The sequence below is a fragment of the Alteromonas sp. ABV4_515 genome (genome assembly GCF_056160345.1).
Genome location: NZ_JBSWWZ010000008.1, coordinates 85,089 through 108,008 on the forward strand (window position 1 = coordinate 85,089; position 22,920 = coordinate 108,008).

Here is a 22,920-nt window from a genome sequence, read left to right on the forward strand (position 1 = left end):
GTCAAGCTATCAAGTGAGCGGGAAGCAATTTGAAAACGCGGTTGGATCGGACCTGAGGCCGACAGCACGTGTTACGGAGATACAAAAATGAGTGATAACGAGCAGGCATTAGACATGCGGGATTCCAGCAGTTTAGTAACATGGTCAAAGCTTCTTGGCTGTTCCCTTTTCGGGGTTTTATTTTTCCTGACCCCGCTTTATGTGGATGGGTCCTGGACCATTGCGCTGGGCATTTTAACGGGCAAGATTTCAGACTGGCTTGGCGAGAGCATGGGTATTTTCACCGCTGGCTGTTTTGTGCTGGCCGCAGTGGTTTCAGTAATCTACAACGTATCGCCGAAACACGTGGCGCAGAAGCTGCCAATGTCAGACCGGCTCATTGCCTCACATTGGGTGTGGGTAGTAGTGAACGTTAGTGCCGCCATTTTTGCCGTGATGACGGTGATGCAGGTGGGGCCGCAGTGGCTGATTTCTGACCAAACTGGTGTGACGGCCTACGTTGATGTTGCTGGAGCGGTATTTCTGCTGGTGGGTTTAGGCTGTTTACTGCTGCCGTTCCTCACCGATTACGGTCTGCTGGAATTCGTCGGTACCATGCTACAGCGTCCTTTCCAGAAACTGTTTAACCTGCCGGGTCGCGCCACCATCGACACCATTGCCTCCTGGGTGGGTTCATCGTCTATTGCCGTGGTACTCACCAATGCGCAGTACGAAAGAGGGTACTACAGTGCGCGCGAATCTTCGGTTATCGCGACGAATTTCTCAGTGGTCTCGGTTCCCTTTGTGCTGCTCACCGCCAGTGTAGCGGGTATCGGCGATTACTTTCTGCAACTGTATGGCACCATGTTTCTAATTTGTACCTTGTGTGCAGTGATCACGCCCCGGTTACCGCCGCTGAGCTGGATCAAAGACGAGTATTATCCTGCCCATGGTAAAACACTGAATGAAGACGTGGATGACGGTGAATCTCGCATTAAACACGCCATTGCCCGCGCAGTGGGCGTGGCTGAAAAAGCGCCGTCACCAAAGCAGTCCCTGGCTCGCGGCTGGCACTCGATGATGGATATTTATCTGATGATGATGCCGGCAGCGATGACCATCGAACTGTTCACGCTGGCACTGTATTACAACACTGAAGTGTTCCAAACGCTAACATATCCAATCAGTATGCTGTTGGATGTCATGAATATTCCTGAAGCCTCGGCAGCGGCTCCGGGCGTAGTACTGGGGCTTTTCGATCAGTTTGTTCCCACCATTATTGCGGGTGAACTGACATCGCCAATCACTAAGTTCGTACTGGCTGGTCTGTCCGTCACTCAGCTTATCTTCTTCGCAGAAAGTGCCATTCTGATCATGCGTTCCAGCATTCCACTGTCAGTGAAACATCTGGTACTGATTTTCATCATCAGGACCATCATTGCACTGCCCATTCTCACCGTGATGGCGCACTTGTTGTTCTGATGCGGATAAGCCCTTCTGGCCCGGGGACGGTGTTCGTTCAGGTTGCTGGACGCCTCTTCTGCAGAGGCTTGGACCGCAGCTTACTCAGCAAAACATAACATTCTTCGTATACCAGACCGATCGTGAATATGGTCTGATCCACAAAGAGAACAAAGATAAAACAGACTCAACAGGCGAGTGAATTAAATGCGCATTACCCAAGTAGAAAACATCGATAGCGAGGCGGTTTCAAAACACGGTTTGCCGGGTTTTGTTTTTGCAGACCAAACCCTCTACGAACGAGAGAAAGACAACGTTTTTGCCAGCGGCTGGGCTAGCATTGGCTGCGCGCAACAACTGAAAAAGCCCGGCGATATTATGCCGGTACGTATCGCCGGTGTGTCGCTTATTGCAATTCGCAATAAAGACGGCGGCATTGGGGTATTTCACAACGTATGCCGTCACAAGAGTGCGCCGCTGGTGGACGAACCCTGCAACAAGCGCACACTGGTGTGCCCCTATCACAAATGGTCGTTCAAACTCGATGGCGAACTCATGGGCGCGCCCCGTTTCTATGGGAACGAAAACAAGCCCATCTCAGCAGAGGATAAAGCCGATAAAGGCCTTATCCCAGTGCGCTTTGCAATTTGGTGGGACATTATTTTTGTGAACGTGTCTGGCGATGCTCAACCGTTTGAAGAATTTATTAAGCCGCTGGACGAGCTGCTGGCAGAGTATCCGCATCAGGATATGCGTCATGTGAGTTCCACCGACTATTTCGGTGAGGTGAACTGGAAGCTGGCGGTGGACAACTTCCTCGATGGTTATCACGTGCCGTTTGTGCATTCTCAGGCGTGCTCGATTGAATCTGCATTGGGGCAGGATGATTTGTTTCTGTCTAACGATATTGTTGGCCTGCGTTTGCCTCACGGTGCCAGTAATAAGCCGGCGAAAACCGCGAAACAACTACCACACTGGAACGGTTTGCTCGAAGAAAAGCAAGGCACGCAACAGTGGTTTTGCATTTTCCCGAATACGTTGTTTTTCGTTGATCCTTGTTGGGTACAAACTATTGTGGTGAAACCAAATGGCTCAGCGAAAACCGATGAAACACTGACGATTTACGTTACCAGTGATGAAGCGGCTAGTGACGAGTTCGTAGAAGAACGCACTCGCTTAAGCGAGGTGTTAAACGAGGTAAATCAGCAGGACATCGAACTGTTAGATAAGCTGCAGCATACCCGTACATCAGCCGTGGCGGATCAAGGCCATCTGGTACAAGCCTGGGATCAGGTGGGCATGGCATTCCACAAAATGTGGCTGACTAAGATGCAGGCTAAATAAGCGCTCAACAGCCTTCTTTTATTGCTGCGGCGTAGTCAGTTACCACTGCTGCATCGCACGTTCAACCGTTTATATCAGGCGAAGAAAAAGCCCTGTTGGAGTAACACAATGCCAAATATTACATTTATCCTGCCAGACGAAAGCATTAAAGTTGTTGATGCTTTCGAGGGCGATTCAATCATGCAGACAGCGGTGGATGCGGGAATTGAGGAAATCACTGCAGATTGCGGCGGTAACAGCTCTTGCGCCACGTGCCACTGCATCATTGATGATGCCTGGATTGACAAAATTGGTACCGCTGACGAGGTAGAATTGTCGGTGATGGAAAGCGCAATAGAGCCACAGCCAAACAGCCGTCTGTCGTGCCAGATCAAAGTGACCGACATTCTAGACGGTGCCATTATTCATGTGCCTGAAGCCGAGTGGTAAGTCGTTTATCAAAGCAAAAAGGGCGCTGATGCGCCCTTTTTATGTATGTTTAATTTAGGAAACTGAAATCCTGCTTATTCCGCACTATTCGCCACTTTCAGCATGGCCCCAAGTAACACATTGCAGCCTGCTTCGATATCTTCGGGCGTGGCATTCTCGGCTTCATTGTGGCTGATGCCTTTCTCACATGGGATGAAAATCATTGATGTGGGAATAACCCGCGACGTGTACACCGAATCATGGCCGGCCCCCGAGAACATTTCCTCGAAGGCATAGCCTTTTTCTTGCACTGACTCACGTACGGCGTCGACACAGGTTTTATCAAACTCCACAGCGGGAGAGTTCCATTCATCTTTGATTTCAAAGTCGAGGTTGAATTTTTCGCAGACATTTTTTGCAATTTCACGGAACTTAGCGTCCATTTCATCGAGGGTAGCCTGATCGGGATGGCGTAAATCAACGGCCATGGTAATGCGAGCAGGAACCGTGTTGCGTGAACCTGGTTCGGCTTTAATATCACCAAACGTGGCGCGCGCTAAGGGCGAATATTCGGCTGCCAATGCATACAATTCCGTTACGATAGCAGACTGTGCCATGAACGGATCACGGCGCTGCTCCATGGGAGTCGGGCCCGCGTGAACCGGCTGACCATTGATAATTAAGTCATACCAGCGCATACCCTGTACGCCTTTCACCACGCCGATGGGCTTTTTCAGTGACTCCAGAATCGGGCCCTGTTCAATGTGAAGCTCAAACGCTGCTTTTACCGGGAATGGTTTGCATGGCTCGTTGCCCAGGAAACTGATTTGCTCAAGCGCCTGTTTAATCGACACGCCTTGTTTGTCGGTGCGGCTCAATCCGTATTCCAGATCAAACTCGCCACACCAAACGCCAGAACCAACCATGGCCGGGGAGAAGCGTGCACCTTCTTCGTTGGTCCATACGGCAACTTCGATGGGGCGCAACGGAGTAATGCTTGCGTCATGAAGGGTGCGCAGTACTTCTAAACCAGCGAGTACGCCATAAACACCATCGAACTTACCGCCGGTAGGCTGGGTGTCGAGGTGACTGCCAGTAATCACCGGAGCCAAAGAGTTATCCTGACCGGCCATACGCAAAAACATATTGCCCATTTTATCAACGCGCAGCGTGCAACCTATATCCTTACACCAGCCAATAAACAATTCACGGCCAATTTTATCTTCTTCGGTTAATGCCTGGCGATTACACCCACCTTTAGCGGTGCCGCCGATTTCGGCCATTTCCATCAGGGTAGACCACAGGCGTTCGCCATTTATTGCTAATGCTGTCATTGTTATTCTCCTACGCGTCTTTGCGGCTTAATGGCTGGCACATGCAGTGAACACCGCCGCCGCCTGATGTGAACTGAGACATATCCGGGCTGAATACTTCCAGACCGTGTGCCCTGGCTTTTTCAACCAGCTCGGTGCTGCCTGCTGGCACCAGTACGCGATCGTTACCCAGCGCTACTACATTTACACCCAGTTCCAGTACAGAGCGGTAAGACAGATCGATGATCTCGATACCCCGGGATTTAAACCAGTCCAGCTGTTCTTGTTCAACAGCCTGTGTACATACAGCGGCAAGTTTCTCGGCCAGCATGGCCACTTTTACATCGAGATGCAGGAAGTAAGGGTCGAACTGATAAGCGCGAAATTCCCAGCCTTCTTTTTCCAGCCAGCCTCGCACCTGGTCAAGACCTTCCTGACTGGTACGCTCGCCGGTGTAACCACACAGGATCACACCCGGCTCAAGCACCATGAAATCGCCGCCTTCAAAAGTACCGGCGGTCACCACGTCGTATAGGGGAATGTCGGCTTGCTGATAAAACTTCACGACTTCAAGCCATTCGCCACGACGCCAGGGGCTGTACATTTGAGTAACGATTGGGCCCCACGGCGTCATCACCGATGAGTCACGGGCATAAATTTGATACGGCAGGTTTGAATCTGGTTTGAGGAAATGGGTTTTCACGCCGCAGTGCTCGTAAATATCGACCATTTCCTGATATTGCTGTCTGGCGACTTCTTTGTCGAAGCTGCGACCCAGGCGCATAGAGCGGCGTGACATGGCATTACCCGTCTGCCAGGTGTAGTGGTCCATGGGACCAATCAGCACGTCCTGCAGAACGCCGTATTCAGAATTCATGCCCCAATGAGGCATTCTCTCAGTGCCACCGTTCTCAACACGGCGACGGAAAAAACTGGTATCAGTCATCGACTTTTTGCTCCATAAGCATTGATGTTTTTTCCAGTTTATGGTGTTAATTGGTGTAGGCAAGTAACGAAAATTTACCACCTTGGTGACAAAATGAGACCAGAGCAATCTCCTTATCTGGATTTGCGACAAATACCGCTAACAGCATTGCGGGCGTTCGAGGCGGCAGGCAGGCATAGTCATGTGCGCCGGGCCGCCGAAGAGCTGCATGTTTCCCATTCGGCTCTGAGCCGGCATATCCGACAGCTGGAAGAGCGGTTGGGTATTAACCTGTTTCACCGCGAGGCTAACGGTATCCAGTTAACGCCAGCCGGAAGCCGCTTGCTGGAGTCGGTGCAGGCGGCGTTCCAGGAACTGAATCGCGGGTTGCACTATATGAACCCCACACAGATCGAGGGCGAACTGACAATCGCCTGTACAGCGACTATCTCAATGAACTGGCTGTTGCCGGTACTTACCAACGTGCAGAAACAATATCCGGAAATTACCCTGCGGATCAAAACGCTGGAGCCACTGCAGGAATCGCTGAGTCAGGAATTTGATATTGCCCTGACGCTGGGAGCGCCTGTTGATAAAAGCCGGGTTATTCGCAAGCTCTATGATGAATACTATGTGCCAGTGTGCAGCCCTAAGCTGGTTAACGGTCAGCGTCAGGCATCACCGGCAGCGCTGCTGGCTCATCCGCTTCTGCACGACAGATTGAATCAGTGGCAGCAATGGATGGCGTCTCATGGTCTCGACAGACGCGATGCTGCCGGACACACGTATTTTGATTACGCGTATCAGGCCATTGAAGCGGCACGTCTGGGGATGGGAATGGCATTGGCTGACGTGATGGAAGTGCGGGAGGACATTCAGCAGGGCAGGCTGATGAAAATAATTGAAACCGGCCACCAGATTGGCGAATCCGTCTACCTCGTCACCGAGTCAAGAGAACGGATGAACCAGCGCACGCTGCTCGTACTCAAAACCATCATCAGCAGCCTGGAAAAAGGCGGTGCGCGCCTGAATCGCGCCGTCTACGAAGCCATCGAGGGGATTTGAGGCCTGTAAGAGGGAGGAGGAATTGCTAAAGCGAACACGCTGTGAACCCATCCCTGGGAGCTCGACAGCCGCATCCCTGCGGCTGACGGTTCGCTTTAGCAACACCTCCTCCCTCAAGCGGCCTCAGCCCTGCAATACACGGTTCATTTTCACAATATCTTATCCCGTCCACGGCACCGCTCGATAAGTTTCGCTTTAGCAACACCTCCTCCCTCAAGCGGCCTCAGCCCTGCAATACACGGTTCATTTTCTCAATATCTTATCCCGTCCACGGCACCGCCCCGCAAATGCCATTACAAAAACGCATAGCACCATTAAAAAACGCCGTTAGAACCAGCAGTTTTTAGCTGGTTAAACTGTACGCAGATTAATCGGAGTAGTAACAATGAACAGACATGTAGCGATATTTGGCTGTGGGAATGTCGGCTCATCACTGGCACACGTTTTGGTAACCAGAGGAATGGTTTCAGAACTCACATTGATGGATGCAGACAACGGCAAGGCAGAAGGTCATGCCCTTGATCTCCAGGATGCTAACATCGCGTTTGACGGTAATGTGACTATCCGCGCAAACGACACGTCTGCCATGCTTCGCGCCGATATTATCGTCGTGGCCATCGGTCCGAAGGTGATTACGTCGATTGATCGTCTGGACGAGTTCTATGAGAACAGCGCCGGTATACTTGAGCTTGCCAACAAGCTTAAGACGGTTGGGTTTGCCGGCATCGTCCTTAATATCACGAACCCATGTGACGTCATCACACAGGTGTTGCAGGAAGCGTCCGGATTACCGAAAAGTCGTGTTTTCGGTACTGGTACCTCGTTGGATACCCTGCGCCTGCAACGCCTGCTGGGTAATTTGCTGAAGGTAAGTCCCAGCGATGTGCACGGTTTCATGGGCGGTGAGCATGGCGATTCACAATTTGTGGTGTGGTCGTCGGTGCATGTGGCAAATCGTCACATCGATAGCTGGGATATTCCACAAGGGGCGAAAGACGAGCTGGAACGACAGGTTGCGCATGCTGCTACAGCCATATACAACGGCAAAAAGTGTACTGAATATGGTATTGCCGGTATCACCAGTAAAATTTGTGAAGCGATTTTTGACGACAGCGAAAAGGTGTTTTCGGTGTCGGTGTTCGACGAGACGACGGGATGCTATATCAGCCATCCCACGCAGATTCTGCGAAACGGGCTGGGGATGCGTTTTACCCTTGGTCTAAATGAACAGGAACAAATTAAGTTTGATGGTTCGGCGGCGATAATCCGCAAATTTGTCAATCAATAGATTTCCTGAGTGTTCGCGAAAGGCCAGATTTCCGGTTTTTTCGCTCTCCGTTGGGCCCGCCTCGTTGCGGGTCTTTTTTTTCAGTTCACTTAGTTGTTCTACAAAAAAGCGGTGAGAAATAATTCGCTCACCGCTTCAGTTATCCGCTCAATGCCAGGTTCGGTTAATCGCGATAGCTGGTGTCGATGCGGTCCAGCTTACGCAGCATAGCTTTCCAGATAAGGTCGATACTTTGTGCGTTGTAACGTGGGTTCGCCATTTGCTCAGCAACGTGCTCGCACACGTCCGGCTCCGGTAACAGCAGTTTGCCACCGGTCTTCATCGCTTCTACCTGAATTTCACAGGCTTTGTTCAGGTAATACATGCGATAGAAGGCTTCTTCCACACTCCGGCCTACGGTTAATAAACCATGATTACGCAGGATCATGCTGTTCTTATCACCCATGGCGGCAACAATGGCTTCACGCTCATCACATTCCAGCGGTACGCCCTGATAATCGTAATAGGCGATGCGGTTATAGAATTCCATGTTGGTCTGGTTAACTGGCAGTAAGCCTTCTTCCAGCGCCGACACGGCCATGCCAGCCATGGTATGGGTGTGCATGACGCAGTGTGCATCTTCACGGGCAAGGTGCAGAGCGCTGTGAATGGTAAAGCCCGCCGGGTTAACCGACTCAGGGCTGATGTTAGCGTTTTCACCTTTAACATCCACTTCTATGAGGTTTGAAGCGCACACCTCTTCTGGCAGCAAGCCATAGGCGTTTAGCAGGAAGCGATCTTCTGAACCTGGCACACGGGCAGACAGATGGGTAAAGATCATGTCGCTCCAGTTATTCAGATCCAATAATCGGTATGCCGCGGCGAGGTCGATCCTCAACTGCTTTTCGTCCTGGTCACTCACTGCCATTCGTTTATTCCTAAGTCATTAAATGGTTTGCCGTAAACGGTAATAATTCTTTAGCTCTGTCACAACTAATTTATTTTTCTGATGCTATGCATAAAGTTCATGGCAACGGGTATCAGGTCAAAGGATCTAGCAAGGTTTGCTGGTATGGTTGAGTCGTTTTGGGAGACTGTTTACCAGCAAAGCATTTAGGGACGAAGATCAATACATGCTGACTTAATATTTGGGAGTATGGACAGTGAAGTCATCATTGTAGCCCTGACCAATGATACAGTACTTGTAAATCACTGCGATTCGGCGCGCCTGCCTACTATTTATTCCGGAGCCTGACATGGATACGTTAATCGCTATACTTCCCGTGATATTTCTCGTTTGGAGTATGACTAAGCAGCATCCCCTGGCTGCCCATGTGGCCTTGCCACTTACTGCGCTTTTCGCGGGTTTGCTACAGGTTTTCTATTTTCACGCAGACAAGCTCACCTTATTGGCTAATGCAGTGGCGGGTGGGCTGTCTGTGCTTACGCCTATTTCCATTGTTGCCGGTGCCATTCTACTTAATCGTGTGCTGGTAATATCCGGTGCCGAAAATACCTTAAAGCAATGGCTGGAAAACATCAGCCATAATCAGGTGGCTCAGCTTATGATCATAGGCTGGGCATTTGCGTTTATGCTTGAGGGGGCGTCTGGTTTTGGTACCCCGGCAGCGATTGCGGCACCAATTTTAGTGGGGCTGGGGTTCAATCCTATGCGGGTTGCACTGCTTACATTGGTGATGAACAGCGTGCCGGTGTCGTTCGGTGCGGTGGGAACGCCGGCCTGGTTCGGCTTTGAGGCGTTGGCGTTGAGCGAGGCGCAGTTGCTGGAAACGTCCGCATGGACGGCGTTAATTCATCTGGTGGCCAGTCTTTTTATTCCGGTTCTGGCACTGCGTTTTCTGGTTAGCTGGCAGGCGATTCGCACTAATCTGATTTTTATTCTCATCAGCGCACTGAGCTGTACGGTACCTTTCTTTCTGCTGGCGCAGGTTAATTATGAATTTCCATCACTGATTGGCGGCGCGGTCGGGCTCTGTGGTTCTATTCTGGCTGCGAAGTTTCATATTGGTCTGGCAAAGCAAAGTGATGAACACGTCTCGCAAGGCGTAGCGTTACATCCTGCTGAGGTCTTAAAAGCGCTGTCGCCTTTTTTGTTACTGATCGTGATTCTTATCGTTACCCGGATAAAGCAGTGGCCGGTAAAAGGCTGGCTGAACGATACCACGCTACTATTTTCCTTTGGTGATTTCGGCATCAGCCGGGCGCTTATTTTGTCCTGGCACACTATCTTCGATACCGCAGTCGGATGGACGTATAAAACCCTTTATGTACCCGCCATGATTCCGTTTGTGGTAACGGTTCTGATACTCATTCCAGTACTTTCGCTTTCACGGAGTCAGTTACAGCAAGCCACGTCCGATACCTGGCAACGCATAAAGCTTCCCGTCATTGCGTTAATCGGGGCGTTGATGATGGTGAACTTTATGATGCAGGGGGAGGATAATGCGCCCATTTTCATCATTGCCAATACGCTGGCAGACACCCTGGGGGCGAACTGGTCTTATGTAGCATCATTGCTGGGCGCGCTTGGTTCGTTCTTCTCCGGTTCCGCTACGGTATCTAACCTGACCTTTGGCGGCATCCAGTACAGTATTGCTCAGCAGACCGGCTTGCCGGTGAGCGTAGTGCTGGCGCTGCAGTCAGTTGGCGCTTCCATGGGCAACATGATTTGCCTGAATAATATTATCGCCGTGTGCTCGATTCTGGGGATCAATAACCAGGAGGGCGCGATGATCAAGCGGACTATTCTGCCCATGCTGGTTTATGCGGTGGTTGCCGCGCTTATGGGGCAGGTTATTCTGCGCGTGCTTATATAAAAGCGCCAAAGAGTGGGTGAAGCTCCGGTGCGGTAAAAGTGAGTTGGCAAAGCCGGGCTGGCGCCCGGCTGACAGCATGATACCGAATCTGGTTATTCAATTGTTTCGTAAGGCATGCCCACATATTGTCGGGCAATTACTTTTTGGCCTTCTTCGTAATTGAGGTAAAAATCCAGTTCAGACTGCATAAAGCGGTCGAAGGTGGCTTTATCCATACCTGATGCGTTTGTTTCATCAAAATCATGCAGCATATTACTCATCCACCATGAGAAGCGTTCGCCATGCCACACCCGGCGTAATGCAATTTCTGAGTAACGGGTAGGCGCATTTTCATCGCCATCTTTGTAGAACTTCTGCAGCAATTTATACAGAGTGGAAACATCTGAGGCTGCCAGATTCAGTCCCTTTGCGCCGGTAGGCGGTACAATGTGAGCGGCATCGCCTACCAGGAACAGGTTGCCCCATTGCATGGGTTCGCATACGAAACTGCGCAGCGGCGCGATAGATTTTTCAATACTCGGGCCGGTTACCAAACGGTTGGCGGCATCTTCTGGCAAACGCTTCTTCAGCTCTTCCCAAAATAGCTCATCACTCCAGTTTTCCACTTTATCGGTAAGGGGCACTTGCAGGTAATAGCGTGAGCGGGTTTCTGAACGCATACTGGCCAAAGCAAAGCCGCGGGCCGTTTTACAATAAATCAGTTCATCGCTAACCGGTGGCGTATCACTGAGTACGCCTAACCAGCCAAACGGGTAAACGCGTTCATGTTCTTTGCGCTTTTCCTCGGGAATGGTTTTACGGGAAACGCCGTGGAAGCCATCGCAACCGGCAATAAAATCACACTGCACGGTGATCTTTTCGCCATTCTGCGTAAAGGTTACATGAGGTGCATCTTTAACGTCGTGTAACTCAACGTCTGACGACTCATAATAAGTTGTGAGGCCACTGCTTTCACGCGCTTCCATCAGATCGCGTGTGATCTCTGTCTGGCCATAACACATTACGGTGCTACCACCGGTGAGTTTGTTTAAATCAATGCGGAAGCGCTTGCCGTAGTAGGCAATATCAAAACCGTCGTGAACATGGCCTTCAGCGTCCATTCGCGCATTCACACCGGCCTCGCGAACTAAATCGACAAACCCTTGTTCTAAAATACCAGCGCGGATCCGACCGAGAATGTACTCACCCGATACCCTTTCAATAATCACATTGTCGATACCGGCTTTTGCCAGTAACTGACCCAGAAGCAGCCCTGAAGGACCGGCACCAATAATGGCGACTTGCGTTTTAATGGTTTGCATAATCTTTCCTGACACAGGGGAATATGCTTCATAGTGCGTAAAAAAGTTGCAAAGAATAATTCAAATTCGATGCATTCTATTGTACTTTTTAATCAAGTTAACGGTTTGTAATTAATGTAAATGGTTTCTAAGTCTGCGGATATCCCGTTTTACGATTTATATGGTGAATCTTTTCTCAAGCTCAGTGCCGATTTCGTGCATCTGGAAGATATTCGTGCCCGCAGCGCGGGATTGGAATGGGAAATTTCGCTTCACCGGCACGCCAAACTGTTACAAATTCTTTGTGTGTTCGACAACAACTGGACAGTGCAGTTAGACGACGAAACGCTGCAACTCTCGGGAGACTGGCTGGTGACCATTCCGCCTGGCGTGGTACATGGGTTTAATTTTGCCCCTTACACCCATGGCTATGTGTTATCGGTGAATACCGATGTGATCAATGAAATCAGTTCTGGCGGTGACATCGCTGAATTTACCCAGGCAGTGTGGACACCAAGAGCCATTGAATTTAATGGGAAGGAGCAGGCGCAGCGCTTCTCCAACTACTTGAAATTACTGGCCGAAGAAATGCAAAACCCTGGTGTAGGGGCGGCGCTCAGTATTAACATGATTATCAAATTGTTGTTCATTTCTATTGCCCGCCAGGTCAAAGAAGGCAGTTCTCACGCCAGCATTTCTGGCCGTGATTCGAAAGTTTTGCTGGGATTTCGGGAGCTTATCGATAAGCATTTTACCGAGCATCTTACTGTGGCGGATTACGCATCCAGATTGTATATTTCGGTATCTACGTTAAGTCGTATTTGTCAGCATCACCTGCATACCACACCCAAAAAACTGATCCATCAGAAACTCATTAACGAAACCAAAAGGCGGCTTATTTATACCCGGCAGTCACTGGAAGAAATTGCGACAACGTTAGGTTTCAAGGATACCGGCTATTTTTGCCGCTTCTTCAAACAGTCTGAAGGTGTTACCGCAGGTGACTTCCGGCGCAACAGCGACCTTTAACATCAACGGGGCGCATCGTCTGTGTCTTAAAACTGAATATCAGATTTATTTATTACAGCGAGAACCGCACAACATATGGTGTCGTGAAGGATTGTTGTGGCTATTTTAAGGTTTAGTTATAGAAAAAAATAATGTCTGTTTACGAATTTCTAAAGAGCAGCATGCACCCCAATTAGGCATACTGGTGATATGTGAATATGTTCACGGTATTTCGCGCCTGAACTATCGGCCAGTTACCGCGAACAGCGTCTTTCTTAATGTACTGATTGTACAATTTAATCTGCAAGCCAAGGATTACCGAATGGGTAAATTTACTGTTGATGCTGACTGGTTGCACTGGCATCAGTCGCCGTCAAAACCAGAATTTGTAGTGCCGGAAGGTGCGGTCGACGCGCACTGTCATGTATTTGGTCCTGGCGATCAGTTCCCTTTTGCACCCGAAAGAAAATACACCCCTTGCGATGCCTCTAAAGATCAGCTTTGGGCATTGAGAGATTACCTTGGCTTCAGTCGCAATGTCATTGTGCAGGCTACCTGTCATGGTGCTGACAATCGTGCGCTAGTGGATGCGCTGAATCATTCCAATGGGCTGGCCCGTGGCGTCGCTACGGTAAAAGCCGACATTACCGACGAAGAGCTGCAAGCGCTACATGCCGCTGGCGTTCGTGGGGTTCGCTTCAACTTCGTAAAACGTTTGGTTGATGCATTACCCTTCGACTCACTGGGCATCATTGCAGAAAAGATTAAGCCGCTGGGCTGGCATATTGTGATTTACTTCGAATCGCAGGAGTTACCGGAGCTGTATGATTTCTTTACCAGCTTGCCTACTACGGTTGTGGTCGATCACATGGGCCGTCCTGATATTTCCAAACCGGTTGATGGCCCTGAGTTTGCGCTGTTCCTTAAATTAATGGAAGAGAACAAGAACTTCTGGTCGAAGGTGAGCTGTCCGGAACGGTTATCGTTGGTGGGTCCTGAAGGCCGTTATGACGATGTGGTGCCGTTTGCCCGCGAAGTGGTAACCCGCTTTGAAGATCGCGTACTGTGGGGCACCGACTGGCCGCACCCAAATATGAAAAACCATATGCCTGATGATGGTCACTTGGTTGACGTGATACCGAAAATAGCGCCTACCGAGGCACTTCAACGAAAATTATTGATTGATAACCCTATGCGCCTTTATTGGGCGGATTAATTTTCAGTAGGGTAGCAAACTTAGATTGCGCTACCCGAGTGAATGCAGAACAGTATTTGGGAGAACAAAATGAAAGTAATCGTGGTAGGTCCCGGCGCGTTCGGGATTAAACATTTGGATGGCCTGAAAAACATCGACGGCGCAGAAGTCGTCGGTCTGGTAGGGCGCAACGCAGAAAAAAACCAAGACGTTGCTAACGAATATGGCATTCCAAACGTTTACACCTCGCTGGAAGACGCGCTGGAATCAGATGCGGATGCCGTTATCCTCTGTACCCCTACGCAACAACACGCGGCCCAGTCAATTCAATGTATGAAGGCGGGCAAACATGTCCAGGTTGAAATTCCACTGGCTGATAGCTGGGAAGATTCTGAAGCGGTAGTAAAAACCCAGCAGGAAACCGGCAAGATTTGTATGGTGGGTCATACTCGCCGTTTCAATCCGTCACACCAGTATGTGCATAACAAAATTACCGCAGGCGAACTGAATATCCAGCAAATGGATGTACAAACTTATTTTTTCCGCCGCAAGAACATTAACGCCAAAGGGGAGCCCCGTTCGTGGACCGATCACCTGCTGTGGCACCATGCTGCGCATACCGTCGACCTGTTCGAATACCAAGCCGGTTCACCCATTGTGAAAGCGAACGCGATCCAAGGACCGATTCACCCAGAACTGGGCATTGCACTGGATATGTCTATTCAGCTACAGGCAGAAAATGGGGCAATTTGTACGTTGTCGCTGTCGTTCAATAACGATGGTCCTTTAGGTACTTTCTTCCGTTATATCTGTGACAACGGCACTTACATTGCCCGTTACGATGATTTGGTAGATGGTCGCGAAAACGCGATCGATGTCTCTAAAGTAGATGTGTCTATGAACGGTATCGAATTGCAGGATCGCGAGTTCCTGGCAGCCATTAAAGAAGGCCGTGAACCGAACAGCAGCGTACATAAAGTCATTAACTGCTACAAAGTCCTGCACGATCTTGAGCAGCAGTTAAACGCGTAATTCACGACAGACGCAAATAAGGGCAGGTTGCTTCCTCGCTGATGGGAGCGCGGGTAAAGTCAGAAACCTTCTGCAGCATGGATGCTGCAGCAGAGCCTCCAAGGATGGATTCACGGCGTGTTTTGCCTTTACCTGCGCGCACAGAAGAAGAAGCGGCTTTGTCTGAGCTAAGGAGAGAAAAAGTGAGACAACGAGTACTGGCAGGTAAGTCAGTGTCCGAGATCGGTCTCGGCTGTATGAACCTCAACCATGCTTATGGTGATTCCGTTTCTCAACAACAGGCCAGCAGTTTGCTGGCCTCTGCATTTGAGCAGGGTATTACCCATTTCGATACTGCCGCGCTTTATGGTTTTGGCGAGAATGAAAAACTGGTGGGCGAAGCCATCAAAGGTTTCCGCGACGAGATTTTTCTGGCCAGTAAGTGCGGCATGACCGGCGTTAACGGCAAACGTGTTATCGACGGTCGTCCTGAAACCTTGGTGAGAACGTTAGATACCGCATTACAAAATCTGCAGGTAGAGCAAATCGATTTGTATTACCTGCACCGCATCGACAAAGACGTACCCGTGGAAGAAAGCGTAGGCGTGTTAGGCGATATGGTGAAAGCAGGCAAAATTGCCGCCGTTGGCTTGTCTGAGGTGTCCGCAGAATCTTTGCGAAGGGCACATAAAGAATATCCCATTGCAGCATTACAAACCGAATATTCTCTGTGGACGCGTAATGCAGAAATTGCCGTTCTGGACGCTTGTAACGATCTGGGCATCGACTTTGTGGCATTTAGCCCGTTGGCTCGGGGCTACCTGGCTGGAGGTATTGATGATCCGGCTGCTTTGGCTGAGGGCGATATTCGAAAAGGGATGCCGCGATTCCAGGGCGAAAACTGGATTGCCAATAAATCCCTTTACGCAGAATTTGCAGACCTGGCGAAAAACAACGGCGTGACACCGGCGCAGTTGGCGATTGCCTGGGTACTGGCGCAGGGTGAACATATTCATGCGCTGCCTGGTACAAAAAGTGAAGCCCATCTTACTGAAGATATCGGTGCCAGTGACGCTGACATCGCAGATTCTGTACTGGCCCACGCCGACGACATTATTAACCGTCAAAGTGTGCAGGGCGCACGTTATGGTGCGGGCGCTCAAGCAGATATCGATACCGAAGATTTCTAAACGCGTTATCGCAAATAAAAAAATGGCCTGCCAGTTTTCACTGACAGGCCTTTTTTTATGGGCGAATGTTATAACGAAGAAATAGAAAAGTGCCTTTACTCCGCTTCGTTATCCAGCACTAATACACCTGCTCCCGTGTTTGAAATAGGTGCGTGATAGTGCTTGTGAATGACTTTGGCATCGTCTTTTAGTGCACCGCGCATTACCATCCACATAATGGTTTCAATACCTTCGGTACCGGCAATCCGCATGATGTCGGTATTAGAGAGGTTGGCAAACCATTCTGGATCAGTGGCAATTTTGTCCATACACTCCAAATCGAAATCAGTATCGATAATACCGGCCCGTTCCCCTTGTAACTGATGCGACATACCACCGGTGCCCAGAATCACTACGCGGGTGTCTTCAGGATAGCTTTCCAGCGCCTTACCGAGCGCTTTACCCAGCTTGTAACAGCGGCGAGCCGTAGGCACGGGATGTTGCACGGTATTCACTGCCAGCGGAATGGCCTCTACTGGCCAGATTTCGTGGTCGCCATATAGTGCGCGGATGGGGTTCACAAAGCCGTGATCCACTTTCATCTCCTGACACATGGTGATGTCGAATTCCTGCTCCACCAATGATTCGGCAAGATGCCAGGAGAGTGGTGCGTTGCCTTTGAACGGTGCAACCGGTTTTAGCCCCCAACCTTCATCAGCGTTGTGGTATTCGTCGGCGCAGCCAAGGGCAAAGGTCGGCACGGTATCTAAAAAGAAGTTAAGACCATGGTCGTTATACACCACGATAACAACATCTGGACGCGCGTTTTTCAGCCATTCTTTCGCTGGGCCGTAGCCATCGAAAAAGCGCTTCCAATAGGGTTCCTGTTGCAGGTTATTGCTGATGGCATTGCCAACCGCAGGAATGTGGGAGCTGGTGATTCCGCCAATAATTTTAGCCATTCCAGTAGTCTCCTCTTGATTTAATCTTGTCAGACAGGCCTTCCGCACGTTTTTGCAGATTGGCGATAAACTCTTCGGTGGTAATACCCTGAAATGCTGCCCCTGCATCCTGAACAGAGGTGCCCCGTGGAATTGCCATTTTAGCCATGAAGTAAATATTGGCGCCCATCCGAAGCATGCCGAGGAAGTCTTCTTCCAGAACGGCTTTTTTAAATTCGCCTTTTACACCGAGTTTGTCGCAGTATGCTTCCGGGTCTGCAGCAAACTCCAAACGACAGTGCTCCTCGTTGAGGGTATACAGTAATTTATTTAGCGCATACGCTGGGTTAGCACGCTTGCCGTCGAACACATACGTGCCTGGAATGCTGTCATAATCTCGTTCCTGCCATCCCATGATGCTCTCCTATTGACAAAGATTGTTGTATTTTAGGTAGATTTTTTAACTAAAGAATGCCTATATTTAGCTATTACTTGTCAATTTCGCGTATTTATTAATTTAATGTTAACTCCCATGGACTATGTGGATTTCTATGGAGATCCACAAACCAGTCACAAAGAGTTCTTTTACAGCGAGCCACTTTATTCCCGCAGTGCCCGGCATGACTGGTTAATCAGTCCCCACCGGCATAAAGGCATACATCAACTTTTTCTGGTGTTAAAAGGTGGCGGAGAAGTTGTGCTTGATGGCAAAACCTCATCGGTGAACGCGCCGTGCGTGGTATCGGTGCCAGAGGGGCTTATACACGGTTTTCGCTGGCGGGAAGGATCAGAAGGCACGGTGTTTTCAGTGGCGTCGCCTATTGTCAATGAATTGTGGCTACCTGCTGCGGGCACAGAATTTCTAAGCGAAGGTAAAGTAATTGCGGTACCGCCGGGTGATGAGAAAGATATTGCTGAAGTGGCTTCGCGGCTCGAAACGGAAGATTCCAACTGGCACAGCTATCGTGTTGAAATGATTCAGGTGCTGCTAAAGCAGTTGTTTATATCGCTGGCTCGTATTAAGCGATCGATGCCCGAACAATCTGGTCGCATATCGAAGCCGGAGCAAAAATTTACCCAGTTCAGGCAGCTCATTCAACAGCATGGCGCAAGTCGCCACAATGTTGCATGGTACGCACAGCAAATTGGTGTAACCGCCGCGCATCTTAATCAAATTTGTTTAACCGCCACTAACGCAAATGCGCTGGCACTCATTCATCAGTTTTTGTTAACAGAGGCCAAACGCTATCTGGTGTTCGCTGATATGAGTATTGCTACTATTTCGGACCGCCTCGGTTTTAACGAGCCCTCACATTTTTCTCGTTTTTTTCGCAAGCACGAAAAGGTGTCGCCAAAAGGGTTTCGAGAACAGTCACGAAACCATGATCGCGAAGGGAAAGCTTGACGGCTTTCGTTCCCTCGCGGGTTTCGTGCTGGTGCGATATTTTATTTAAATGGAGATTATCGACCCTGCAGCGCATTCGGCGTGCAGTACGGAAATAAACATATTTTGCAATTTGGTGGGTACCCAGTCTTTACGAATGGTGTAGCCAATGGCCCGCGGCGGATCTTTTAATTTCATATCACAAATCGCCAGTAAGCCCGCACGAACATCCACCTCTACTTGTCTGGCTGGTAGCATGGCAACCCGATCGCTCTTCATCAGCAGGCCGCGAATGGCTGTGAGAGAGTTACATTCAATCACATCATGGGGCACCGGAAGTTGACGCGACACAATAAATTCGTCGAAGATAAGCCGGGCAGGGGTTTCTTTTTTCGGCACAATCCACTGAACCTGTTGCCAGTCGCCACTTTCCATGGTGTCGGCATGTAAAATGGGGTGGTTGGCGCGAGCGACCAAAGACAACCTGTCTTCAAACAAGGGCACCTGTTCCAGAAGGTCTTCCATATCCGGTGGGCGTAGCGCACCAATCAACACATCAATGTCACCATGCAGTAAGGCATGTAGCTGTTCCTCGTACGGACCATCGACAATACTCACGTCTGACTGCGGTACTGCGTCCATGACTTTAAGCACCGTTGCGGGCACCAGTTCAGTGAGTGCCAGTGGCAAGCTGCCGATTTTGAGAGTACCAAAGTGTTTACCGTCGAGGGCTTTTACCTCATCAAAGCCTTGCTGCAATTCAGCAAAATACAAGCCTGCCACACGGGCAAGACGCCGGGCTCGCCACGTGGGTTCCGCGCCGGAAGGTGAACGATTGAACAAGGTGACACTGCACAGTGCTTCTAAATCACGTATGGTTCGATGCAGGGTGGGCTGAGCAATATCAAGCACACGTGCGGCATGGGTATAATTTTGTAGCTCTACCATTTTTATAATGGCTGAAAGCTGGCGGGAATTAATGCCACGCAAAAAGGTAATACGGGCCGTGCGATCGGTGGTGAATTGCCCGTTGGCATATTGCTCAAGTAGCGCAAAAGCCCGCTCAAAACGCCTAAGGAACACGTCACCTTCTTCACTGACATACATACCGGTAGTGCCCCGTGAAAACAGCCGGAAACCAATCTTATCTTCCAGCTTCTTAATGCTTTGGGTGAGGGCAGACTGGGTAAGGTGAACCTGTCTTGCCGCTTCGGAAAGGTTGGAAAACTTCCGTATCTCAAGGGCGCAGTAAAGATGGCGGATATTCAGTAGCTGCACAGTTATCTCGCATTTTAAATTCGATATAGCAAATACTAATGGATTTTTACATCTTTCTAAACGGATTTGTTACGTCCGCAGGCGCATACTTTTGTCATCAGAACAAAGAAGGTTATTAACATGGCAATTTGTGTGACTGGCTGCCCACGTCCGGGCGACGAAACTATTGCAAACTATCAGGGAGCCGAAACGGCCACCGTGCATGAAGCGCAAGGCCGTAAAGGCTTGTTAGCCGACTATATGCGTCCGATTTATCGACCCGCTGCCATTGCAGGTCCTGCGGTAACCTGTCAGGTAGCGCCGGGTGACAACTGGATGATTCACGTTGCGGTTGAACAGTGTCAGCCCGGTGATGTGCTGGTGGTTACGCCAACCAGCCCGTGTATTGATGGGTTCTTTGGCGACTTGCTAGCGACGTCGTTAAAAGCCCGTGGCGTGAAGGGCCTGATCATTGACGGCGGCGTGCGCGATACAGCGACGCTGAAAGAAATGGAATTCCCGGTATGGTCAAAAGCGATTTTTGCACAGGGCACAGTTAAAGAAACCATTGCAAGCGTTAACGTGCCGGTGGTGTGTGCAGGTGCGCTGATTAATCCCGGCGACATGATTGTGGCGGATGATGACGGTGTGGTGGCGGTTGCTCGCAACGAAGCCGATGCCGTGCACGAGAAAGTATTGAAGCGTGTTGAAAACGAAGCCTCTAAGCGTGACCGATTAGCTGCTGGCGAGTTAGGCCTAGATATTTACAACATGCGTGGCCGCCTGGCTGAGAAAGGTCTCAAATATGTGACCTACGAAGAACACAGCAAAGGAGAATAGGGCAGTGCGCGCCATTCCCTGTAGTTTAATGCGCGGTGGAACATCTAAAGGCCTGTATTTTATGGCCAGCGATTTACCCGCCGATGCTGAAACCCGTAATGCGGTGCTACTTGCCGCCATGGGTTCTCCCGATCCCCGACAAATTGATGGTGTTGGCGGCGCCCATCCGCTCACCAGCAAGGTGGCGGTGGTCAGTCCGTCAACCCGTGACGATGCCGACGTTGACTACCTGTTTTTACAGGTGGTTGTTGATAAAGCCGTGGTGAGTGACGCGCAGAACTGCGGCAATATCCTCGCAGGTGTGGGCCCGTTCGCCATTGAACATGGCCTGGTGGAGGTGCAAAACGGCGTAACCAACGTGCGTATCCACATGGTAAATACGGGTGCGCTGGCAACGGCTCAGGTAGAAGTGCGTGATGGCAAGCCGGTATATGAAGGTGATACCGCCATCGACGGCGTGCCAGGAACCGCTGCAGCGGTGCTGATCGACTTTGAAAATGTGGCCGGTTCGAGCTGCGGCGCACTGTTCCCTACCGGTAACGTGAAAGACGAATTCGCGGGTGTAGAAGTCACCTGCATCGATAACGGTATGCCAGTAGTCATCATCGATGCCGCTGCTTTAGGGGTTACCGGTGACGAAAGTCCGGAAACGCTCGAAGCCAACTCTGCGCTGAAAGAAAAAGTTGAAGCTATTCGTCTGGAAGCAGGTAAGGCAATGAACCTGGGCGACGTTACCAGCAAAACGGTGCCGAAGATGACGCTGGTCTCGTCGGCACAGAACGGCGGGCAAATAAATACCCGCTCCTTTATTCCACACCGGGTTCACGATGCAATTGGTGTTCTCGGTTCAGTTAGTGTTGCAACAGCCTGCGTGGTAGACGGTTCCATCGCCTACGGATACTGCAAAGGCTGGGGCAACCTGTCATCCATTCAGGTTGAACATCCCACCGGTCAGTTTACTGTTGCTATGCAGGTTAGCGGTGCTGATTCGCTGGATACGCTCACCGTTGAAAAAGCAGCATTGGTGCGAACTGCCCGACTGCTAATGCGCGGTGAAGTGATGATCCCTGAAAGCGCGTTTTTTTCGCGCTGAACCTGAATTCAAGTAGGTAGGAAGCATTATGATTATTGATTGCCACGGCCATTACACCACGGCACCGGAACCGCTTCAGTTGTTCCGCGAAGCGCAGATTGAAGCGTACAAGACCGGTAAAGCGCTACCGGAAGTCCCTCATATCAGCGATGAACAGATCCGAGAGAGTATCGAGAAGAATCAGCTCAGATTATTGAACGAGCGTGGTCTGGACATGACGATTTTCTCCCCCCGGGCGTCTGCCATGGCACATCACGTAGGTGATGAGGCTGTATCCAAGCAGTGGACCAGGGCATGTAACGACCTGATCAAGCGCGTGGTGGATCTTTACCCTGAACGGTTCATTGGCGTTTGTCAGTTGCCCCAGTCGCCCGGCGTACCAATTCAAAACTCGGTGGAAGAACTGGAGCGCTGTGTGACAGAGCTGGGCTTTGTTGGTTGTAACCTCAACCCTGATCCATCAGGTGGACATTGGACATCAAAGCCGCTGACCGATGAAAGCTGGTATCCGTTCTACGAGAAAATGGTAGAGCTGGATGTGCCTGCGATGGTGCACGTATCGGGTTCCTGTAATGCCAACTTCCACGCCACCGGTGCCCATTATATGAATGCGGATACCACCGCTTTCATGCAATTCCTGCAAGGCAACTTGTTTAAAGACTTTCCTGAGCTACGCTTCGTTATTCCTCACGGCGGTGGTGCGGTGCCTTATCACTGGGGCCGCTATCGTGGACTTGCAGACATGCTGGGTCAACCGCCACTGCGTGAGCATGTAATGAAAAACGTATATTTTGATACCTGCGTGTATCACCAGCCGGGGATCGACCTGTTGTTCGACGTAATCGACATTGACAACATTCTGTTTGGCTCAGAAATGGTGGGTGCAGTGCGGGGTATCGATCCGGAAACCGGTAACTATTTTGATGATACAAAGCGGTATGTGGATTCGCTGGATCTAAGCGATGCCCACCGCGAGCAGGTTTACTCAGGCAATGCACGACGGGTCTACCCACGGCTCGACGCTAAGCTCAAATCTATGGGCATGTAACGCCTGACAGGGAAGGTTGTCACATTCTGCTTTCTCTTGAGAGTGTTGCCCCGAAACTCAATAAAAAAACGGTTGGTTACTGATGTAACCAACCG

The 22,920-nt window shown here is 50.3% G+C and carries 21 protein-coding genes; 14 read left to right on the plus strand and 7 right to left on the minus strand.

Annotated features, from left to right (window positions below; all coding sequences use genetic code 11):
• Positions 1 to 87 precede the first annotated feature (87 nt).
• From ACXAGX_RS18320 to ACXAGX_RS18330, 3 genes are all read left to right on the plus strand, one after another.
• Entirely contained in the window at positions 88 to 1,461 is a 1,374-nt protein-coding gene (locus ACXAGX_RS18320) for a YjiH family protein (RefSeq protein WP_474840114.1), read from the plus strand.
• A 186-nt stretch (positions 1,462 to 1,647) separates the two neighbouring features.
• Positions 1,648 to 2,784, plus strand: a complete 1,137-nt coding sequence (locus ACXAGX_RS18325; RefSeq protein WP_474840116.1) for an aromatic ring-hydroxylating oxygenase subunit alpha — start codon at positions 1,648 to 1,650, stop codon at positions 2,782 to 2,784.
• Positions 2,785 to 2,892: 108 nt separating this feature from the next.
• Positions 2,893 to 3,213, plus strand: a complete 321-nt coding sequence (locus ACXAGX_RS18330) for a 2Fe-2S iron-sulfur cluster-binding protein (protein ID WP_474817624.1) — start codon at positions 2,893 to 2,895, stop codon at positions 3,211 to 3,213.
• A gap of 74 nt (positions 3,214 to 3,287) precedes the next feature.
• On the opposite strand, the gene ACXAGX_RS18335 is transcribed toward ACXAGX_RS18330, so the two are convergent.
• The gene (locus ACXAGX_RS18335; protein ID WP_474840118.1) at positions 3,288 to 4,526 is read right to left on the minus strand and encodes a M20 family metallo-hydrolase; all 1,239 of its coding nucleotides are present in this window, start codon (positions 4,524 to 4,526) and stop codon (positions 3,288 to 3,290) included.
• A 10-nt stretch (positions 4,527 to 4,536) separates the two neighbouring features.
• Positions 4,537 to 5,451 (minus strand): dimethylarginine dimethylaminohydrolase family protein, encoded by a 915-nt coding sequence (locus ACXAGX_RS18340; protein WP_474840120.1) that lies wholly within the window; start codon positions 5,449 to 5,451, stop codon positions 4,537 to 4,539.
• Positions 5,452 to 5,544: 93 nt separating this feature from the next.
• Here ACXAGX_RS18340 and ACXAGX_RS18345 point away from each other — a divergent pair, with 93 nt between their 5' ends.
• Both ACXAGX_RS18345 and ACXAGX_RS18350 read left to right on the plus strand, forming a co-directional pair.
• On the plus strand, positions 5,545 to 6,495 hold the full coding sequence (locus tag ACXAGX_RS18345) for a LysR substrate-binding domain-containing protein (RefSeq protein WP_474840122.1): 951 nt from the start codon (positions 5,545 to 5,547) through the stop codon (positions 6,493 to 6,495).
• Positions 6,496 to 6,880: 385 nt separating this feature from the next.
• Complete coding sequence (locus ACXAGX_RS18350; protein ID WP_474840124.1) at positions 6,881 to 7,783, plus strand: lactate/malate family dehydrogenase; 903 nt, start codon at positions 6,881 to 6,883, stop codon at positions 7,781 to 7,783.
• Positions 7,784 to 7,946: 163 nt separating this feature from the next.
• On the opposite strand, the gene ACXAGX_RS18355 is transcribed toward ACXAGX_RS18350, so the two are convergent.
• Positions 7,947 to 8,690 carry a class II aldolase/adducin family protein gene (locus ACXAGX_RS18355; RefSeq protein WP_474840126.1) on the minus strand — a complete coding sequence of 248 codons (744 nt, stop codon included), beginning with the start codon at positions 8,688 to 8,690 and terminating at the stop codon, positions 7,947 to 7,949.
• A 328-nt stretch (positions 8,691 to 9,018) separates the two neighbouring features.
• On the opposite strand from ACXAGX_RS18355, the gene ACXAGX_RS18360 reads away from it, so the two are divergent.
• On the plus strand, positions 9,019 to 10,599 hold the full coding sequence (locus tag ACXAGX_RS18360) for an L-lactate permease (RefSeq protein ID WP_474840128.1): 1,581 nt from the start codon (positions 9,019 to 9,021) through the stop codon (positions 10,597 to 10,599).
• Positions 10,600 to 10,691: 92 nt separating this feature from the next.
• Here ACXAGX_RS18360 and pobA read toward each other — a convergent pair whose 3' ends face one another.
• Positions 10,692 to 11,900: a 4-hydroxybenzoate 3-monooxygenase gene (pobA, locus tag ACXAGX_RS18365; protein WP_474840130.1), complete on the minus strand. Its 1,209-nt coding sequence runs from the start codon at positions 11,898 to 11,900 to the stop codon at positions 10,692 to 10,694.
• A 120-nt stretch (positions 11,901 to 12,020) separates the two neighbouring features.
• Between pobA and ACXAGX_RS18370 the strand changes: the two genes are divergently transcribed.
• The 4 genes from ACXAGX_RS18370 to ACXAGX_RS18385 all read left to right on the plus strand — a co-directional run bounded on the left by ACXAGX_RS18370 (position 12,021) and on the right by ACXAGX_RS18385 (position 16,283).
• Complete coding sequence (locus tag ACXAGX_RS18370) at positions 12,021 to 12,908, plus strand: helix-turn-helix domain-containing protein (protein ID WP_474840132.1); 888 nt, start codon at positions 12,021 to 12,023, stop codon at positions 12,906 to 12,908.
• 301 nt (positions 12,909 to 13,209) lie between these two features.
• Positions 13,210 to 14,103, plus strand: a complete 894-nt coding sequence (locus ACXAGX_RS18375; RefSeq protein ID WP_474817633.1) for an amidohydrolase family protein — start codon at positions 13,210 to 13,212, stop codon at positions 14,101 to 14,103.
• Positions 14,104 to 14,172: 69 nt separating this feature from the next.
• On the plus strand, positions 14,173 to 15,114 hold the full coding sequence (locus ACXAGX_RS18380; protein WP_474840134.1) for a Gfo/Idh/MocA family oxidoreductase: 942 nt from the start codon (positions 14,173 to 14,175) through the stop codon (positions 15,112 to 15,114).
• Positions 15,115 to 15,296: 182 nt separating this feature from the next.
• Complete coding sequence (locus ACXAGX_RS18385; protein ID WP_474840136.1) at positions 15,297 to 16,283, plus strand: aldo/keto reductase; 987 nt, start codon at positions 15,297 to 15,299, stop codon at positions 16,281 to 16,283.
• A gap of 95 nt (positions 16,284 to 16,378) precedes the next feature.
• Here ACXAGX_RS18385 and ACXAGX_RS18390 read toward each other — a convergent pair whose 3' ends face one another.
• Together ACXAGX_RS18390 and ACXAGX_RS18395 are read right to left on the minus strand one after the other, a co-directional pair.
• On the minus strand, positions 16,379 to 17,224 hold the full coding sequence (locus ACXAGX_RS18390) for a class III extradiol dioxygenase family protein (RefSeq protein ID WP_474817636.1): 846 nt from the start codon (positions 17,222 to 17,224) through the stop codon (positions 16,379 to 16,381).
• Positions 17,217 to 17,618, minus strand: coding sequence for a protocatechuate 4,5-dioxygenase subunit alpha (locus ACXAGX_RS18395; protein WP_474817637.1), 402 nt, complete (start codon positions 17,616 to 17,618; stop codon positions 17,217 to 17,219). Before ACXAGX_RS18395 ends, ACXAGX_RS18390 begins: the two co-directional genes overlap by 8 nt.
• A gap of 105 nt (positions 17,619 to 17,723) precedes the next feature.
• Between ACXAGX_RS18395 and ACXAGX_RS18400 the strand changes: the two genes are divergently transcribed.
• The gene (locus ACXAGX_RS18400) at positions 17,724 to 18,608 is read left to right on the plus strand and encodes a helix-turn-helix domain-containing protein (RefSeq protein WP_474840137.1); all 885 of its coding nucleotides are present in this window, start codon (positions 17,724 to 17,726) and stop codon (positions 18,606 to 18,608) included.
• Positions 18,609 to 18,653: 45 nt separating this feature from the next.
• Here ACXAGX_RS18400 and ACXAGX_RS18405 read toward each other — a convergent pair whose 3' ends face one another.
• Entirely contained in the window at positions 18,654 to 19,865 is a 1,212-nt protein-coding gene (locus tag ACXAGX_RS18405) for a LysR family transcriptional regulator (protein WP_474840139.1), read from the minus strand.
• A 120-nt stretch (positions 19,866 to 19,985) separates the two neighbouring features.
• Here ACXAGX_RS18405 and ACXAGX_RS18410 point away from each other — a divergent pair, with 120 nt between their 5' ends.
• The 3 genes from ACXAGX_RS18410 to ACXAGX_RS18420 are packed head-to-tail and all read left to right on the plus strand — an operon-like array spanning position 19,986 to position 22,825.
• A complete protein-coding gene (locus ACXAGX_RS18410) occupies positions 19,986 to 20,684 on the plus strand; it encodes a 4-carboxy-4-hydroxy-2-oxoadipate aldolase/oxaloacetate decarboxylase (protein WP_474817640.1) in 699 nt (232 codons plus the stop codon).
• 4 nt (positions 20,685 to 20,688) lie between these two features.
• On the plus strand, positions 20,689 to 21,777 hold the full coding sequence (locus tag ACXAGX_RS18415; protein ID WP_474840141.1) for a 4-oxalomesaconate tautomerase: 1,089 nt from the start codon (positions 20,689 to 20,691) through the stop codon (positions 21,775 to 21,777).
• A 28-nt stretch (positions 21,778 to 21,805) separates the two neighbouring features.
• Positions 21,806 to 22,825, plus strand: a complete 1,020-nt coding sequence (locus tag ACXAGX_RS18420) for an amidohydrolase family protein (RefSeq protein ID WP_474840143.1) — start codon at positions 21,806 to 21,808, stop codon at positions 22,823 to 22,825.
• The last annotated feature ends 95 nt before the right edge of the window (positions 22,826 to 22,920 follow it).